The 18,013-nt window shown below is 49.4% G+C and carries 17 protein-coding genes; 5 read left to right on the top strand and 12 right to left on the bottom strand.

Annotated features, from left to right (window positions below; genetic code table 11):
- Positions 1 to 133: 133 nt before the first annotated feature.
- The 3 genes from ACYAC5_RS20520 to ACYAC5_RS20510 form a co-directional block, all read right to left on the bottom strand.
- Complete coding sequence (locus ACYAC5_RS20520; RefSeq protein ID WP_101761070.1) at positions 134 to 517, bottom strand: Rid family hydrolase; 384 nt, start codon at positions 515 to 517, stop codon at positions 134 to 136.
- A 362-nt stretch (positions 518 to 879) separates the two neighbouring features.
- Entirely contained in the window at positions 880 to 2,337 is a 1,458-nt protein-coding gene (locus tag ACYAC5_RS20515) for an MFS transporter (RefSeq protein ID WP_277975111.1), read from the bottom strand.
- A gap of 117 nt (positions 2,338 to 2,454) precedes the next feature.
- Positions 2,455 to 3,201, bottom strand: a complete 747-nt coding sequence (locus ACYAC5_RS20510) for an SDR family NAD(P)-dependent oxidoreductase (protein ID WP_217547626.1) — start codon at positions 3,199 to 3,201, stop codon at positions 2,455 to 2,457.
- Positions 3,202 to 3,329: 128 nt separating this feature from the next.
- On the opposite strand from ACYAC5_RS20510, the gene ACYAC5_RS20505 reads away from it, so the two are divergent.
- Positions 3,330 to 4,190: a LysR family transcriptional regulator gene (locus ACYAC5_RS20505; protein ID WP_271460547.1), complete on the top strand. Its 861-nt coding sequence runs from the start codon at positions 3,330 to 3,332 to the stop codon at positions 4,188 to 4,190.
- A gap of 223 nt (positions 4,191 to 4,413) precedes the next feature.
- On the opposite strand, the gene ACYAC5_RS20500 is transcribed toward ACYAC5_RS20505, so the two are convergent.
- The 7 genes from ACYAC5_RS20500 to ACYAC5_RS20470 form a co-directional block, all read right to left on the bottom strand.
- Positions 4,414 to 4,992, bottom strand: coding sequence for a DUF308 domain-containing protein (locus ACYAC5_RS20500; protein WP_192413378.1), 579 nt, complete (start codon positions 4,990 to 4,992; stop codon positions 4,414 to 4,416).
- 215 nt (positions 4,993 to 5,207) lie between these two features.
- Positions 5,208 to 5,861, bottom strand: coding sequence for a hypothetical protein (locus ACYAC5_RS20495; protein ID WP_192413380.1), 654 nt, complete (start codon positions 5,859 to 5,861; stop codon positions 5,208 to 5,210).
- Between the two features lie 322 nt (positions 5,862 to 6,183).
- The gene (locus ACYAC5_RS20490; protein ID WP_462063290.1) at positions 6,184 to 6,774 is read right to left on the bottom strand and encodes a TetR/AcrR family transcriptional regulator; all 591 of its coding nucleotides are present in this window, start codon (positions 6,772 to 6,774) and stop codon (positions 6,184 to 6,186) included.
- A gap of 54 nt (positions 6,775 to 6,828) precedes the next feature.
- Positions 6,829 to 7,410, bottom strand: a complete 582-nt coding sequence (locus tag ACYAC5_RS20485) for a cytochrome b (protein ID WP_192413382.1) — start codon at positions 7,408 to 7,410, stop codon at positions 6,829 to 6,831.
- Positions 7,410 to 8,453, bottom strand: coding sequence for a catalase family peroxidase (locus ACYAC5_RS20480; protein WP_277975350.1), 1,044 nt, complete (start codon positions 8,451 to 8,453; stop codon positions 7,410 to 7,412). The genes ACYAC5_RS20485 and ACYAC5_RS20480 overlap by 1 nt, the downstream gene beginning before the upstream one ends.
- Positions 8,454 to 8,804: 351 nt before the next feature.
- Positions 8,805 to 11,114, bottom strand: coding sequence for an FdhF/YdeP family oxidoreductase (locus ACYAC5_RS20475; protein ID WP_277975114.1), 2,310 nt, complete (start codon positions 11,112 to 11,114; stop codon positions 8,805 to 8,807).
- A gap of 644 nt (positions 11,115 to 11,758) precedes the next feature.
- Positions 11,759 to 11,965: a DUF3606 domain-containing protein gene (locus ACYAC5_RS20470; RefSeq protein ID WP_277975115.1), complete on the bottom strand. Its 207-nt coding sequence runs from the start codon at positions 11,963 to 11,965 to the stop codon at positions 11,759 to 11,761.
- A 346-nt stretch (positions 11,966 to 12,311) separates the two neighbouring features.
- On the opposite strand from ACYAC5_RS20470, the gene ACYAC5_RS20465 reads away from it, so the two are divergent.
- Positions 12,312 to 12,551: a transcriptional regulator gene (locus ACYAC5_RS20465; RefSeq protein WP_277975116.1), complete on the top strand. Its 240-nt coding sequence runs from the start codon at positions 12,312 to 12,314 to the stop codon at positions 12,549 to 12,551.
- 126 nt (positions 12,552 to 12,677) lie between these two features.
- On the opposite strand, the gene ACYAC5_RS20460 is transcribed toward ACYAC5_RS20465, so the two are convergent.
- Positions 12,678 to 13,556, bottom strand: coding sequence for a LysR family transcriptional regulator (locus tag ACYAC5_RS20460; RefSeq protein ID WP_277975117.1), 879 nt, complete (start codon positions 13,554 to 13,556; stop codon positions 12,678 to 12,680).
- A gap of 104 nt (positions 13,557 to 13,660) precedes the next feature.
- Between ACYAC5_RS20460 and budA the strand changes: the two genes are divergently transcribed.
- The 3 genes from budA to ACYAC5_RS20445 are packed head-to-tail and all read left to right on the top strand — an operon-like array spanning position 13,661 to position 16,927.
- A complete protein-coding gene (gene budA, locus ACYAC5_RS20455) occupies positions 13,661 to 14,443 on the top strand; it encodes an acetolactate decarboxylase (RefSeq protein WP_277975118.1) in 783 nt (260 codons plus the stop codon).
- A gap of 14 nt (positions 14,444 to 14,457) precedes the next feature.
- A complete protein-coding gene (alsS, locus tag ACYAC5_RS20450) occupies positions 14,458 to 16,137 on the top strand; it encodes an acetolactate synthase AlsS (RefSeq protein WP_277975119.1) in 1,680 nt (559 codons plus the stop codon).
- A 16-nt stretch (positions 16,138 to 16,153) separates the two neighbouring features.
- Positions 16,154 to 16,927 carry a (S)-acetoin forming diacetyl reductase gene (locus ACYAC5_RS20445; protein ID WP_192235625.1) on the top strand — a complete coding sequence of 258 codons (774 nt, stop codon included), beginning with the start codon at positions 16,154 to 16,156 and terminating at the stop codon, positions 16,925 to 16,927.
- A gap of 419 nt (positions 16,928 to 17,346) precedes the next feature.
- Here the strand turns inward: ACYAC5_RS20445 and ACYAC5_RS20440 are convergent, their stop codons facing one another.
- On the bottom strand, positions 17,347 to 17,985 hold the full coding sequence (locus tag ACYAC5_RS20440) for a LysE family translocator (protein WP_210080058.1): 639 nt from the start codon (positions 17,983 to 17,985) through the stop codon (positions 17,347 to 17,349).
- Between the last annotated feature and the right edge of the window lie 28 nt (positions 17,986 to 18,013).

Here is an 18,013-nt window from a genome sequence, read left to right as displayed (position 1 = left end):
TTTGATTAACTGAAAGCTAACGGTTTTTATGGAAAAGTCGGATGTCCGCTTCTCGCTCATAGCGGACCTGACATACCGGTCCGCTTAATGCCAGAAACCGACACAACTATTATTTTAGGGCCCACGCCTAAAACTATCTTTTGGCTACAATCCGCATTTCCACAAGGGCATTTTCAGGAATGAACTCTGACACGCCTATAGCTGACCAAGCTGGATATGGCGCCTTTACATACTCATCTTTTACTCTGGAAAAAACGTCGATATGTTTTTTGAGGTCAATGTGAAAAGTGGTCATCTCAAGTATGTGTTCATAGTTTAAACCAGCGGCATTTAAATAAACGCCAAGCTTATAAAAGGCATCATGAAATTGTTCTTCAGGATGCTTACTTATAGGTTTATCTCTTCGTGCTGCGGTAACACCGGAAAGATATACTGTGCCATCTGCTTCGATAACGGGGGAAAAGTGCCAATCATCGAAATAGTGTTGAAATTCCTCAGGGACGATAGATTTTTTCATAATTTCATCACAAGTTGATGAGTTAATAAATGTCAGCATTTACAACATTAAATGCTCTCAGCGCTCAGGATGTTCAACCTATCCACCCATTGCTCATTGAGCATAGAAGATATTGCCATGCGCGCATATCCTTATTGTGCCAGTAGCGGACGACTCTTATGTCACGATTCATTCATGAATACCGAATGAATCCCTGATACGATAAAATAAATAATCTGCCTGAAGTACGTGCAAAACGAAGAATTATCGTTGTGCATATTAACTGCAGAAACTGAACAGCCTGTCAGGAAACTAAAAATAAAAAAATTTCTCAGCTTGCTGCCTAATTATATGGCGCTTACCGTCAGCTGAGAACTGTCGCGTTATCTTTGAGATAAGCCATCCGCAGTCATGGAGCGATCAAAGGAGCGCCGAATTAGCCTGATACTTAACCCTGCCCCTATAGCCAGACAGATAGCCATCGTCAGAAGCGCGACGATAAAAGCATGGGTAATGATTGCGACGCTGTTACCGTTCCCCAGCATGCTGTAAAAAATGCCGCCGATAACCGCGACACTTAGCGCTGTGCTAATTTGTAATGTCGAGCTGGTTACGCCAGCAATCATACCTGAAAACTGTGGCGCGACCCGGCCTGTCACCATCCGCACCAGAGTTGGCATCGCCAGCCCTTGCCCCAGCCCAGTCAGGAAAAGCAGCATGGCGAGCGGCAGCATCGCGGGAGAGTGACCGGGCATCGTCGTAGCGATCAATCCTGCCATACCTGCCAAACCTGCGGTTTCACATCCCATTCCGATGGCGCTAAGGTAATTCCCGGCATACTGCCTCAGGTACGGAGTCAGTAACGGACCAATGAGAAAGCCGACACCAAAGGGTAGAAAAAGCGTGCCTGAAACCAAGGCATTTAAATGTAAGGCACTCTGCAGATAGACAGAAAACAGAAGAAAGAACGCGCCGATTGAATAAAACAATAAAACAATCATAAGTCCCTGTCCCAGCCCTGGCGCACGTAATACGCTCGGGTTGAGCAGTGGCGATCCCCCTTTGCGACTGAGGTGGTGCTCATATCGCCATAACAGTGAGGCCAGCAGCGGGAAAGCAAAAAATAACAGCCACGTCCACCAGGGCCACCCCGCCTCACGCCCTTCTATTAGCGGCACAATCAGTGTACTCAGCGTTAATGTGGCCAGCAGTGTGCCAACGGGGTCAAGTCGCTGAGCTGCTCGCGGCCGTTTTTCTTGCAGCAGTGGCAGGCCAAAGAGAATCACCAGCAGCGTCACAGGCAGATTAACGAGAAAAATTGTCCGCCATCCAAGGTGGAAGAGATCGGCTGATATCAGAATGCCGCCCAGAACCTGTCCAATAACGGAGGCCAGACCAAACACGGCTCCATATATACTGAGCGCTAAGGGTCGCTCCGCTTCGGGGAAAATGGCCTGCACGGCGGCGAGCGCCTGAGGAGCCATAATGGCGGCCGTGGCGCCCTGTAATATGCGTCCAGCAATCAGTATCCAGGATGACCAGGCAAAACCACACAGCAATGATGCCGCGGTAAAACCTATCAGCCCAAGAAAGAACATTTTTCCCCGACCATAAATATCGCCCAGGCGACCTCCGGTGATTAATGTCACGGCATACACAGCGGCGTACGATGAAATGACCAGCTGTTCCGCTGAGGAAGATGTGCTCAATTCATTATGAATAGCAGGCAGTGCCACATTAACGATAAAAAAATCGAGCGGCGGCAAAAATGCACCTACCAATAAAATGACAAACATAGCCCAACGGCGTGGCTCGGCTTGCAGGATGCTATGTGCCGACATAGATCACTCCTTATGGAACGGTACGGTCCCTGTTAGGGATGTGTGGTCATCGCAGAATGCGCAGTTGACCAATCAGTGAAGGTGAGGCCGCCTCCGGGAAGCGCAACACCGCTCCGATCAGCGCATGCCGCCGGAAGCCAAAATAATCTCCCCAGTGATCCATCTGGCCTCATCGGAGGCGAGAAATGAGACGATTGGGGCGACGTCCTCCACCTGACCTACACGGCCAAGCGGCGTTTGCTCTTCATTCCAGGTTTGGAAGTCCGAGCCTATTGCGCCTGCGCTATGGCTTCCTTCCGTTTCGATCAGGCCCGGATTGACCGCATTCACGCGAATTCCCCGGGGACCGAGCTCAAGTGAAAGCACACCGGTAATGGCATCAATCGCCCCCTTAGCACCGCTGTAGATGGCACTTTCAGCAATAAAGACTCGGGTGACGAATGAACTGATATTGATGATGCTGCTGCCGTGACCCAGGTGCGGTGCGGCCGCGGCGCTTACTAACAAGGGTCCAAGCACATTGATATCAAATTGCCTGCGGTACAGCGCTTCAGTGCTCTCTTCAATTTTGGCGAACTGGTAAACACCGGCGTTGTTCACCACGATGTCGAGCCGCCCGAAAAGAGCAATGCTGGTATTAATTAGTGCCTCGACCTCAGTCTGACTGGTGACATCCGCTGCGACTGCCACAGCCTCACCCTTGGTGGCTTTAATATCGACAACAACCTTTTCAGCAGCGTCTCTATCTGAGACGTAATTGACGATAACCCTGGCGCCATCAGCTGCCAGCTGACGGGCTATACCTGCTCCGATACCTTTTGAACCTCCGGTAACCAGAGCAACTTTGTCTTTTAATTTATGCATAATCTCAGCTTCCTGTTCGTGTCACCTGAGGCGACGAATTAAAGAAGCCATGGTGATGCCTGCAAAGTTGTTTGAGAACTGACACTTTTGTATATTGGATGTTCATTTTTGAACGGTGGAATCGAAGCATGGATTGGGGGGATGTTCAGGTATTGCTTGCGGTCATGCGTAACGGCTCTTTCGGGAAAGCAGCCCTGAGTCTGGGCGTAAGTCATCCTACAGTAGGACGCCGTATCAAGGCGCTTGAGGATGAAGCGCAGCAGGCGCTGTTTCGCCGGACAACGGAGGGATTGGTGCTGACAGATGCCGGAGACGGGATCATGAAGCTAGCAGAAGCGATGGAAAATTCCGCGCTTGCCATGGAACGTCGTCTGGCAGGCAATCACGATCGCCTTGAAGGAATACTGAGAATATCATCAGCAGAATGGTTCACTAACTATGTGCTGGCCCCCGTGCTGAGTGAATTGACACGTCGTCATCCGGCGATTGTGCCGGAAATTATTGCAGGTTACCGCCTGCTCGATCTGTCGCGCCGTGATGCCGACATCGCGTTTCGCATCGTACCTTTTACCGATCCGAATATTGTTCAGCGCCGTTTGATGCGTGTGCCCTACGCACTTTATGGCACGCCACAGAATGCACAGGCACTGCTCACAGCCCCCTCTTCGGTGGGGCTGATCCTGATGAATACTGGGCAGTCACACTTTCCTGACGTCTCATGGCTTCTTGATCATTTCCCGCAGTCAAAACCTGCCTTTAAAAGCACAAGCCGTGCGGTTCAGGCGCAGATGTGTCTGCGGGGGATGGGCGTAGCCGTGCTGCCACGGCCTTTGGGTGATGCCACCACCGGGCTGCAGCGTATTGAAATGCCTGACATTCCGCCTTCAAGAGACATCTGGGTCGGCTACCATCAGGATCTTCGTCATATGGATCGCTTGCGCGCATTGCTGGATATCGCAGATAGTATGCTGGCTTCACAACAGGAATAGCCTGACGTGGCGGGGCATCCTGGTGAAACCAGCGTGCAAAAGCGCTTCAGGTATGTTTGTGCGTTTCCTCACGAACACTCATCTGAGCAAAGACATGGGCTAACTTACGACGAATTGATAATAATCAAAATGTCGACCAGATGGATTATCCTACATGCCGGGTTATCAAGTTCGCCCTAAGCCGCCCATTAAATACTAACAGTCGCACCATTTTTCTGAACACTCAGCAGGCAGCTTTGTCTTTACGCCCATTCTTAATGGTCAGCGTGATGGCTGAAATCAGGAAATAGAGAACACCAAAAGCGGCGTAGGGTGCAACCGTGGTGACATCCAGAGCAGCATTACTACTCGCCTGTTTAAACATAAACACACCCGCCAACGCAGATTGCGCTCCACTCAAGACCATAGCCCATTGTCCATTTGAATTTTTCCAGCGACGGATGGAAGCAGAAAGCTGCAGTACACCAGAAAAAATCGCCCATATTCCAAAGACTTTAATGGTTGTATTCATGCTGACAGAAAGAGCCCAGATAATAGCTGCTGCGACCACCAGACTAACAATAAAGTTGAATTTTTGGGGTGGGTTTAGTGCTAAGCCCCCTGACTGTCTTGCATCAAGATAATTGGCGAATGCGTCCCATGTAGGATACAAAACAAGCAGAATGCCACCAACTGTGGGATTATGTTTGCCAATGAATAGCGCAAGTGCAATCCAGATAATTGAACCCGCAGCACGGATGTAATAATAAGATTGAAGCCATTGATTTTGAATGTAGGTAGATGTAGCGAAATTGGATTTCATGATGATTCTCCGAAATAGGTTGGACTTCACAGAATATTCCAGACGAATGATGGCCGAATTAGAGTCGGCAATTATTCAGTCGCAGGATTAAGAAAATGTGTAAAACTTATAACAACCAACTTTTAAGGAAAAACAGAGCGTATAAAAATGGTTGTTCGATAAAAAAGACGACACTGTGTCAAAAAATTAATCTTAATTTTTTATACAGTCTTGGATTAACGATATAGGTTTAGGTCGCAAGCATTCTGGCGGTAACCTGTTCTGTCTAACCTACGCAGTCTGCGTATACGCAAGGGCTGCTTTATGTAACCTGACACAGAGATCTGGACTAAATCAGGAAAAACTCCGATAAAAAAGTAGGTTAAAGGCGCCATCACAGCAACCGGGATCGTTTGCTGACATTCATATTTGAAATCGGTATTTAGTGAATAATTGCAGGAATCCCTGCGTACTTCAGGATGTTTTTTGTTCATTATCACACACGAACCAGAAACGGATTCAGGAACATATTCCGTCTTAATGACGTCAGCTATCTCCCTGCAAAAACCGCCAGTTACGCTACGTTGTCTAAGGTGTTCACAATACTGTTTTCCTGAAAAAGAAACTGACCTGAATGGCTGTAATAACATCTTCCTGCTAGCGAGTAGTTGAGCAACCAGCGAGTCGATGTCTGCCAGGTGAGGTGGCATACTGATCGATTGCTTTAATACGGCTGGCTCATTCAATCCAGAATTCCCGGAAAGTTTGAGCTGAGTCTGTAAAAAGGGCTGAAAACCTGACGCAGTGGTAACAGAAGATCGGGAATTCATTCTTTCGATGTTTAATGCTGCCAGGCCCGGCATTGAATGCAAAGCACGGATAGTGTTCATTAATAATTTCTCCATCAAAGTAAAGTCACATTGAAATAGCCTCAATTAAAGTCCTCGCTGGCTATATCACTTCCTCCAAATCATGCTTACGTCGGTACGAACAAACACTGCGCCATAAACCTACTAGAAGGTAGGTTGAATTACTACAATGCCACGTGCAGTTATTCTTTCTATCACCCGGATATTTCATTCAACGTCACGAAATAGTCACGAATTCCAGTCAAATATCTAACCGACATAAAGGCTGCTCATCAACTATTTCAGCCCGAGTAGCCGAACACGTGAAGAGTTCGGCTAGTAACGTTTTATTGTCTGAGTTACTTCAGCTGGTTTTCGTTAATCTTTTAATCACTGGCTCGACAATTTGCTGAAATACATCAGCGTTATTAAAGGCACGCGAAGATATAATTGCACCATGCACCGTAGCCATTAGCGATTTGGCCTCTATGGCTGCACTTTCCCGCAGAATAAAAACGCCATTTTTTTCACCTCTGCTCAGTACATCAGTGAGCCAGTTAGTGAGATCGTTGAAATGCCCACTGACTTCCTTAGCCACTTCTTTAGGTAAAATCGTTAATTCAACAGCCAGCATCACGCAAATGCAGAAAGGAGAATTGTTCTCACGTATGCAGGTCGCCCAGAAATTCACGTAGCTGTTAATTTCACCTAATGCATCACCGGAGAAATGCTGGCTGGTTGCCGCCATTCCTGCTTGTGCCTGCTGTCGATAATCACTCACGACTGCCTGAACCAGATCCGCTTTGCCAGGGAAATGGTGGTGAATACTCGACTTACGAATCTGCACCCGCTCGGCTAAATCAGCATAACTGAAGCTGTTATAACCGCCCGCTGTCAGCAGAATTCTGGTGTGGTGCATAATCTCTTCGGCTTTCTGTGAACGTTCTGTACTCATGCTTGCTCCAGCAGCAACGGTAAAATAACTGCAAATCGATAAACGGCCACGAACCTACTCAGCGTCAGTCGGATTGTCAAGCGCACCGCGCGTCAAGCGTTTGCGTTTATAGGCACCCGCCATACTGCTAAATACGCCGTCGCGCAGAATCAAAACGTGGTACAAAGCTGCGGCAAGATGCAACATAACAGTGATGAAAAGCGCCATTGCTACCAGGCTGTGAAGTGGACGTAAAATGGCATAAGCGTTGTTGCTGATCGGAACAATGGGCGGCAGCACAACATGACCCAGTGTGACGGGATACCCCGCCGCCGACAGCATCGCCCAACCGATCAGGGGCTGAGCCAGCATCATGGCATACAGTGCCCAATGAGACAGATGCGCTAAGAATTTCTGCCAGGCAGGCAGCGTGGCTGGAAGTGCTGGCTTAGCAGTGCTGAATCTCAGCCAAAGCCGCACAATGACCAGCATTAAAATCATCAAACCCAGCGGCTTATGAATCGCAACCAGCAGGCCGTGCAATGATGAAACCGTGGACACCATTGCGACACCAATAAATAACATGGCCATAATAGCCGCAGCCATCACCCAGTGAAGTACGCGCAGTGCCGGGTGAAAAGTGTTGTTATGTTTCATCAGTGGGCTCCGGCCTGTTCATGAGTGCGTGCATTATAGGATTTAGCGTAAGCGGATGAGCGGGCATTAAGAAGCGGGTCATCCGAAGCCGTAATACCCTCAGGTAAAATCAGCGGGTCATAGTTAATGTCGTTACAAACGCCCTGCTGTTGTGCCGTTGTCTTATTAATTGTCAGCGTTCCGGCATTGATCACCTGACGATCGGCAGGCCAGCCAATCGATGCGTCATTGCCTTTATCACCAGAGCCCGCCACTGTAACCATCAGATCCCATTTCTGGGGCCCGTTCGCTAGCCGCTGCTGTAAATCACGCTGCAAGAAATTGGCGTCGTTTTTCTCATTTTCATCCATCGCCTGATAATCAGCGTGCGGCACCATACTCCAGCGCACCAGGTGGGAATGGCCCTCTTTATCAATGAAATTAAAGGCATTCAAACTGTTAAATTGATCGCGGACCCAGCTGGAAGAGGGAACATATTGCTTTGCCCAGGCAAAGAAAGGTTTGATCTCTGGATGCTGTCGTACAAAAGCCTGCATTCTGGCTGGATCAGGTTTACCGGTTTTTGCATCTGGTAGCGTGGCGGTTTGCAGGTCATAGAAGCCCTGCACGCTTTGTACCGGAAAAAAAGGCATTGCATTCATGCCTGTGCGCCACTGTTCACCATTTTTCTGATAGAAAGCCAGCGCCATACTGCGTATAGGCACTGCATAATCAGGCGCATTGGGATTTCCGCCTGCGATAGCTAAACGGCCCACCACAGGCGTAACGCCTGAGGCAAACAGTGCCGCACGTGACAAGGCGCTGGCGTTACCGTTGGCAGAAAAATCCCCCAGTATACAGACGCCCTTTGCATGATTACGGCGATAACCCGGGTGATTGCCATTAGGTTTTTCTAAGGCAGTAATCAGCTTATTCGATGTCAGCCTGCCAGTATCCAGCCACCCGCCCGCCCACACGAACAAGGCGATCACCAGTAATGGGATCACAATTATTATCGCCAGGCGCACTATTTTATGACCGACAGAAAGAAAAGGTTTATTCATGAAAACACTCAACATTGCAGAATTTAGTTCACTGTTCATCCGGCGTAATCATTAAGATTTTGCTTTTAATAACTGGATGACATTCAGAAGTCATGTAAGACGCTCGATAAATCTACTAGTAGGTAGGCTGCACTGTCAAACAATTATTCCTCCTTTTATAAGTTGCTGTCCCCTCCATGTCATACCGGCTTGTTCACATTCTGGAGTGCCCCCGTTCCCGCAAACAATTGCAGTCCTTACGATGAGGGCTCAGCTCCTCGCTCATAGCAGACCTCAAGACATTGCAAACTGGCGCCTCTTTTGCCACGGTTGTGGCAATCAGAAGGCAGGCAAGCCTGCCTTATTTTCACTTTAATGGGATTCAACAGCCTGCGGAGTGACAACGTCGCGTGACCGCAGCGTGATACGTACCGGCGCAGATTTATACGATGGCGTACCGCTCTCCTTGTCGATGTAATCCAGCGGGATCAGGACGTTAGCCTCCGGATAATAGGCTCCAATCGATCCTTGTGAAATGGCATAGCGAATCACCGTCATGGATTCCAGACGCATACGGTATCCCGGCACTGCTGACTCCAGATCCACAACATCCCCGTGCTCAAGCCCCAGACGTTCCAGATCAAAGTCACACATAAACAGGACGTCACGGCGGCCAAATACTCCGCGGTAGCGATCATCCATGGCGTAAATCGTCGTGTTGTATTGATCGTGACTGCGAAGCGTAATCAGACGTAGCACGTCGTCGCCCGGCACCGTCAAGTCTTCATGCGTGCCTTGATAAAGCGAAAACATCGCTTTACCGCTCGGGGTCGGCCAGATGCGATCCCGCGGCGGCAGTGGCATCTGAAAACCACCGGGTTGGCGAATACGGGCATTGTAATCATCGAATCCGGGTATGGTTTTTTCGATCAGGTCGCGGATGAGATCGTAATCGGCTATCAACTCATTCCAGTTAACCCGCGTTCTCGGCAGAGCCGCGCTGGCCATCCCGGCAACAATGGCCGGTTCAGAACGCAGCAGCGGCGACGCTGGCTTCAACTTTCCGGAAGAGGCGTGCACCATCGACATGGAATCTTCAACAGTGACCGACTGGCGATTGCCAGACTGCTCATCCAGTTCGGTACGGCCAAGGCACGGCAGCAGTAGTGTCTCTTTCCCGGTCAGAAGATGAGTACGGTTCAACTTGGTCGCGATGTGAACACTGAGTTCAAGTTCACGCATCGCCGGAAAGGTCACGTCTGAATCGGGCAGCGCCACGGCAAAATTTCCTCCGAGGCAAATGAGCGCCTTCGACTGCTTATCGACTATCGCTTTCATCGCCTGCACCGCATCATGACCATGATGCGACGGTGGTGTAAATCCAAACACGTTTTCCAGCTTATTGAGAAAATCGGACGACGGTTTCTCAGTGATCCCCACGGTACGGTTACCCTGCACGTTGGAGTGGCCTCGTAACGGACAAACGCCTGCGCCGGGTTTACCTATATTGCCTCGCATTAGCAGCAGATTGACCAACAGGCGCACATTATCCGTACCGCGGTTGTGCTGTGTAATGCCCATACCATACGTCAGGATAGTGGCATTCGATTTGACGTAAGCTTCAGCGACGCGCCTGAGATCTGCCTGCTTCAGGCCAGAGTCTTGCTCGATTAATGCCCAGGATGTGGCTTCGATGTCCGCCGCGAAGCGCTCAAACCCTTCTGTATGCTCGCGGATAAAGGCATGATCCAGTGCCGTACCGGTTTCAGCCTCAATCGCCAGCACCGCTTTGGCGATACCCTTAAGCGCAGCCGAATCGCCACCGGCACGGACCAAATAATACGTTGACGCGATATCGGTTGAGCTGTTGGTCGCCATCTCCATGACATTCTGCGGGTCGGCAAAACGCTCAAGCGCGCGTTCGCGCAGCGGATTAAACACGATAATCGGTACGTCACGGCGCGCCAGCTCGTGCAGCGTTCCCATCATGCGAGGATGATTGGTCCCTGGGTTATGACCCATTGAGAGAATAAGCTCTGCACTATCGAAATCGTCCAGAGATACGGTGCCCTTACCGATCCCAATCGACTGAGGCAAACCTACGCTGGTTGCCTCGTGGCACATATTTGAACAATCAGGAAAATTGTTAGTGCCATACTCCCGGGCAAAAAGCTGAAACAAATAGGCCGCCTCGTTTGATGCGCGACCGGAGGTATAGAACTCAACCTCATCTGGCGGCAGTGCAGCTAACTTATTGGCAATACGCGTAAAAGCCTCTTCCCAGCTCACTTCGATGAAGGTGTCGCTTGCTGCATCATAGCGCAGCGGCGTGGTTAACCTGCCGTATCCCTCCAGCTCATAATCGGAACGCTGTAGCAGCGACGTGATAGTGTTTTCGGCAAGAAATGCCGGCGTAACGCGCTTGGTGGTCGCTTCCCATGTGACCGCCTTAGCGCCATTTTCACAGAACTGGAAGGTTGAGCCATGATCCTTATCCGGCCAGGCACATCCGGGGCAATCAAACCCATCGGGCTGATTAGTGCGCATCAGCGTAGGCGGCGCTTTTAAGGTATCCATTTGGTTTTTAACAGCTATTGCGGTTGCCTTAAGTGCTCCCCAGCCGCCTGCCGGGCCATCATAGGGGTGTACACCTGGTACTGTGCGATGATTTTTTTTGCTCATACAAACTCGGCTCACGTGAATGTAATTTATGATGCTGCAGCCCCTGCGGAGGTTGCTTAACGTAACAGCGATATGTGCAGGTGTTACCTGAGCCTGAATATCCCTTCATCCACTGGTGTTATGGATAGTTTGAAGGTAGCAAAAAAAAACAGATCTCCCGCGCTGGTTATCAATTGGTTACTTTTTAAATTCATTCCTTTATCTGGCTAGCCAAGAGCAACGACCGGAATTTCAATTTATCTACTCAGTGGAAGTGTATTGCCGCTTAGGGAAGGCGTGCCTGAATGATTATTCTGGAACATAAAGAGTGTCCCGTCGGGAAAGCAGCCATTTGTACTTTCTTTAACGAAATAATTATCTAATGACGATACATTTATTTCATCGTGCAAACGTTTTACTTTTTCCAGCTAACTGTCACAATAAAAAAGCTACATAAATAGCGCGCTATTATAAAGCACGCAATATATATAAATGATAAAAATTCTTATTTATAGTGACAACACCGGGGAAAACCTTATGCACACACGCTTTTGTTGGGCAGGTTTACGACGCGCCGCAAGTTATCGCGGGCATGTATAAGCAGCACTTCGCTACCACAAGGTCCGCTCGCCACCCTCACGGGGGTGGTTTACGGTTGACCGGCACTAACGTTTTGGGCGAGAAGTGGGGGTTGTCTCAAGCCACGCGCGCACGCTCTCCAGATCTGGCCCGACTTCGCGCAGGGCCTGACTCAGTCGGTCTTGTGTGGTGCCTAACTTTAGAGTCCAGAACGTGATTTGCCACTGCTCGCGTATCTCTACCTGACTGAGGTCTGCGGGAATACGCCGCTGAATGTATTCACGGTTTTTCATTATTTTTATCCTTTTTGTTTTATGTAGGAACGCCCGGCGTGACGCTTGCCAGCGCAATACATTCCCTATATTGAACAATCATCCTGGATAAAATAGAGGAATATTCCTGCTGTTGAGGTGGGGATAAAAAAGGAGAGTAATCCTGGCGAGGCCAGCGATATATTCTGACATGTGTTAACAATATCTATTTCATTAAACTAAAAAATAATTATTTTCATTTCTTCTTAATAAGCCTCTGATAAATGAGAAAATTAAAACACTGCATCCAGGTCAAGTTAACGTGATGTTTAGAGGCGGGTGAGCGATACACCCAAATTCACTCCATCCCGTATTTAAGGAGTTTTCTTTGAGAAATCAACTTTTAGAGCGGCCCGTGGCCGTACAGCATAATATCCGTGATCTCAGGCTTGCCGCTGGCCTTTCACAACAGAGTGCCGCTGAGCGTTTCGATCTTAGCCTGCGTGTTTGGCAGTCGAAAGAGTCTGCGAAGAATCCAGGGCAGCTCAGCCAGGGCGAATATGAATTGTTATTGTTGCTGGCTGATCAACATCCTTACTTTGCACTGGTGTCGCACCAAAAAAAGTAAGCTGCGTTGTCCGTGTCATTCGATAAAGATCAAGCACTGCGATGGCCTCACGCGTTTTGCACAAAAGAGACTGAGTATCTCATTTCGATGGTCAGGCACTGCATCAATGTCACAGAGTTAGCCGTATCACTGGCTAATCAAACTGAGTAGATGCATCACCGTCCTGGAGGGATTGTTACGCCGCCAGGCAAAGGCGATATCGGTAAACAGGGAGTTATTCTCTATTTCGCAAAACGTAACATGCGGGTTGTTCACACAGCACATGGACTCTGGTACCAACGCGATGCCACAACCTGCTCCGACCATGCCGAGAGACGAGGTGATTTGGGGAGCCTGAATAAATCGTGTTGTGGTGAACCCCGCGCGCAGACAGGTGCTGACGATGAGCTCATACAGGCTGGGAGCGACTTCGCGCGGAAACATAATCAATGTTTCGTTCACCAGCTGTGCTAATGCAATGGTGCCTTGGGAGCTATATGCATGGCCCGCAGGTAGCGCAATCATCATTCTTTCGGTAGCGATGACTTTCAAATTGAACGCTTTGCTGCTTTCACACGGCAAACGAATAAACGCCGCATCAAGCAACCCATCCCGCAGATCCTGCATCAGCAAAGCCATATTCTCTTCCCTGGCAATGAGTTCCATTGCCGGATAACGCGTTCTAAAACGCTGAAGAAGGTCAAACACAGGTGCCCCGAAAGCGACAGAACTTGCAAACCCGAGCGACATCTGTCCGCTTATACCCCGCGCCATACCACGGGCTTTCTCAAGCGCATGGTCGGCCAGCTGCACAATCTCAGTGGCGTCATTTAGGAATGCCCTTCCCGCCTCGGTGAGTTCAACGCCGCGCGTCAGGCGTTTCAGTAATGGTGTCCCAATCTCATGTTCCAGCCGCTGTATTTGCTGGCTCAGCGGTGGCTGAGAAATGCCGAGCATTTCTGCAGCACGAGTGAAATGTAGCGTCTCGGCGACAGCAACAAAATAACGCAGATGGCGAAGTTCCATATCAAAAACGTCTCAAAGTTAACAGGTTTCGCTATTGGATTCGGTAAGCCAAAAAGCCCACCATGATATTAACACGGCTTAACTATTGGTTTGCGAGGTGGCAAATGTGTAAGTTTGTATCTGCCTGTTCATGTGAGGAACAGCTGAAAGAAACCGTCTTTAAACTCCATGATGATTCACCAGAAAAGGTTATCTATCAGACTTCACTGATGAGCGCGCTGCTGAGCGGTGTTTATGACGGATCCACCACGGTGTCCGATCTGTTAAAGAAAGGCGATTTTGGACTGGGTACGTTCAACCAACTGGATGGAGAACTCATTGCCTTCGACAGCAAGGTCTATCAGTTACGCTCCGATGGCAGCGCCAATCCTGCCCAGCCCGAGCAACAAACGCCGTTTGCTGTGATGACTTTTTTCAAACCTGAAAATCGCCACCGCTTTACCGAAACCGCCACGCGAGAAGAGGTTCATCAGGTTATCGACAGCAAAATCACTTCAGATAACCAATTCTGTGCCATGCGTATCAGTGGTCGCTTTCATGCCGTACGGACTCGAACCGTTCCCTGCCAATGTCGCCCTTATCGCTCGATGCCGGAAGTGCTGGGCGATCAGCCAACCTTCGCATTTAAAGAGACGCAGGGTGAACTGATTGGCTTCCGTACGCCGCAGTACATGCAGGGAATCAACGTGGCGGGTTATCACGAGCACTTTATTACGGATGACCGGCAAGGCGGTGGGCACATCCTCGATTATGTGCTGAAGGAAGGAACGCTAACCTTTGGCTCCATTAATAAGCTTGTCATTGATCTTCCCCGGGATACCGAATTTCTTCAGGCAGAGCTCACGCCGCACAATCTTGATGAAGCCATTCGCGCCGTCGAAAGCTAACAATAGGGGGCAATATGAAAACGTTAAAAACCCACACCCACTGGAACAGCGGCGCCGATCTCGTGGTCGCGCAGCTTGAAGCACAAGGCGTAAACCACGTGTTTGGCATCCCCGGAGCCAAAATCGACAAAGTGTTTGATTCATTGGTGGATTCTCCCATTCAACTCATCCCTGTCAGGCATGAGGCAAATGCTGCCTTTATGGCCGCAGCGGTAGGCCGACTTACGGGACATGCCGGTGTTGCACTTGTGACCTCCGGACCAGGCTGCTCGAATCTGGTTACCGGCATGGCAACCGCCACCAGCGAAGGCGATCCGGTGGTGGCTATTGGCGGAGCGGTGAAACGATCGGATAGCGCCAAACAGGTTCACCAGAGCCTGGATACCGTGTCGATGTTTCGTCCTGTAACGAAATATGCTGTTGAGGTCACCGCCCCCTCCGCGCTGACCGAATGTGTCTCTAACGCATTTCGTTATGCAGAAAACGGACGCGGTGGAGGTGCCTTTATCAGCCTGCCGCAGGATATTGTTGATCAGCCGGTTTCCGGCAGCCCTTTGCAAAACAGTGGACACGTTAAGTTGGGCGCGGCCCCCGATGCCCTAATTGAGGCTGTCAGCCAGGAAATCAGCCGGGCAAAAAATCCGGTTATCCTGCTGGGCCTGATGGCCAGCCAACCAGAAAATAGCGCCGCAATCCATGAACTGCTGTCAAAAAGCCAGATCCCCGTGACCAGTACTTACCAGGCTGCAGGCGCAGTCAGACAGGAGCACTTCTCAAGGTTTGCCGGACGGGTTGGATTATTTAACAACCAGGCTGGAGACCGGCTATTACAGCAGGCGGACCTGATCATCACTATCGGTTATAGCCCGGTTGAGTATGAGCCGGCAATGTGGAACAGCGGCAAAGCCATCCTGGTACATATTGATGTGCTACCGGCTGATACGGATAACCGCTACCAGCCCGATGCAGAACTGGTAGGCGACATTGCGCAGACCGTATGCAAGATTGCCGCCCGTATCCTCTCACCATTAACGCTAAGTCACGCTGCGGCCGCTGTACTGGAAGACCGCCAGCAGCAACGGCAATTACTGGCGATGCAAGGTGCCAGCTTAAATCAATTTGCGCTGCATCCCCTGCGCATCGTGCATGCGATGCAAGACATCATTAACTCTGACATCAGCCTTACCGTTGATATGGGAAGCTTTCATATCTGGATAGCGCGCTATCTGTATAGCTTCCGTGCGCGCCAAATCATGATCTCTAATGGTCAACAGACCATGGGTGTCGCCCTACCTTGGGCTATTGGTGCCTGGCTGGTTGATCCTTCACGCAAGGTGGTATCGGTGTCCGGGGACGGCGGATTTTTGCAATCAAGCATGGAACTGGAAACTGCCGTCAGGCTGAAGGCCAATATCCTGCACATCATTTGGGTTGATAACGCCTACAACATGGTCGCCATGCAGGAAGAGAAAAAGTATCAGCGAGTTTCAGGCGTCAGTTTCGGTCCGGTGGATTTTAAAGCCTATGCCGAAGCCTTTGGCGCAGCCGGCTTCTCCGTTAACAGTGCGGCAGAACTTGAGCCAACATTGCGCAAAGCAATGGATGTCAGCGGCCCCGCTGTGGTCGCAATTCCGGTCGACTACAGCGATAACCCGCTACTGATGAGTCAGTTACACCTGAGTCAAATTCTCTAATTGAAAGGATATGATTATGAAAAACAGAGTCGCATTTGTAACCGGCGCCGGACAGGGCATTGGCGCAGCCATTGCCTTACGCCTGGCAAAAGACGGCTTTTCCGTAGCCATCGCGGATTTCAATCTTGAAACGGCGCAGCATGTCGCTGATGAGATTGTCACATCAGGAGGAAAGGCTATCGCGCTGCAGGTTGATGTCACCCAACGCGATAACGTTTTTCACGCCGTTGAAGAAGCGCGCCATGCGCTGGGTGATTTCAACGTCATTGTGAACAACGCCGGTATTGCGCCATCAACACCGATTACCGATATCACCGAGGAGATTGTTGATAAGGTTTATAACGTCAACGTTAAGGGTGTGATTTGGGGAATGCAGGCGGCGATTAGCGCTTTTTCCGCGGAAAATCACGGTGGCAAAATCATTAATGCCTGCTCTCAGGCAGGACATGTTGGCAATCCGGAGCTGGCAGTTTATAGCTCCAGCAAATTTGCCGTTCGCGGGCTGACGCAGACAGCGGCTAAAGATCTTGCGTCTAAAGGCATTACGGTCAATGCCTTCTGTCCGGGTATTGTTAAAACCCCCATGTGGGAATCGATCGACAGGCAAATTTCACAAGCGGCGGGTAAACCGGTTGGCTTTGGGACGCAGGAATTTGCAAAACGTATTACTTTGGGCCGGCTATCTGAACCGGAAGATGTGGCCGCATGCGTCGCATTTCTGGCGGGACCGGATTCCGACTACATGACCGGCCAATCGCTACTGATCGACGGCGGAATGGTATTCAACTGATTCGCGGATCGTGCTTACCCATACTGCCGTGTGGGTAAGCTATTAATCATGCACTTTTGCCCGCATATATCGGGTTTCGCCCACAGTGGACATATATTCGCCAAAGGCACTTCTGTGCCAAAAGCGGAAGTTAAAGCACTAATGAGTATTTGATATTGAATGCCTAAATCATGCAGGATACTTACACATTAACTATGAAAATAATTATGCCGCGCTGACAGTAACGCCTAAAACGTAAATATTCTGGAGCGCTGCTTCGTCTTGGGCATCGGTGAACCTTACCCACTGTACAAACGTGTATTTTGATAATGTTTTCTCGTGCCAGGATAAAAATGTCACCTTCTCTGCTTAAGAACATACGTCTTCAGAAAGTAAAGGCGGCCACAACAACTTTGGCCACCTTTATTCAACACCAGCACTCAATGAAAATATGGTGTAATAACAGAGACTATTAGGCCAATAGCAAAAACCATAAACACACTACCACCAGTCTTATTTAGATATGAAAAGGCTTTACCAGTGGCCAGTTTTTTCTTCACTGAACTAGCCGAAGCACCATATATGAAGTGGATAATAACCACCAACACACAAAAAATCATAGAAAGAATACAGAACTGGCTGATAAAAGGCTTTTCAGCGTTTATAAACTGAGGGAATAGCGCCATGAAAAACACGATGGGTTTTGGATTAAGCAAAGAAACAAAAAAACCCTGACGAAACCTTGATGATTTTGATGGAAGAATTAAAATACTCTCACTTCCAGATTCACTCATTTTTTTTGGAGTAGAACGAAACAGCTTAACGCCCAGATAGGCAAGATAAGCAGCACCTACAATTTTGACCACAATCAACGCAAACTGAGAAGTTGTTATAATTATTCCCAAGCTGCTAGCTGCAATAATAGAAATCACACCCATACCTGCTGCCACACCAATAATTCCAGCTAAGGCACTACGTAAACTGTAATTAAGTGTATTCGTTAACGTGAGCAATACACCCGGTCCCGGGCTCGCTATGGTTAAGCTGGCAATTAAGATGTAAAGGTAAATCTGAGACATAAACTTGCCCTGCATAAATGGGGGGCAT

The organism is Pantoea sp. y20 (genome assembly GCF_054903455.1).
This window is presented reverse-complemented; position numbering and strand designations above follow the sequence as displayed.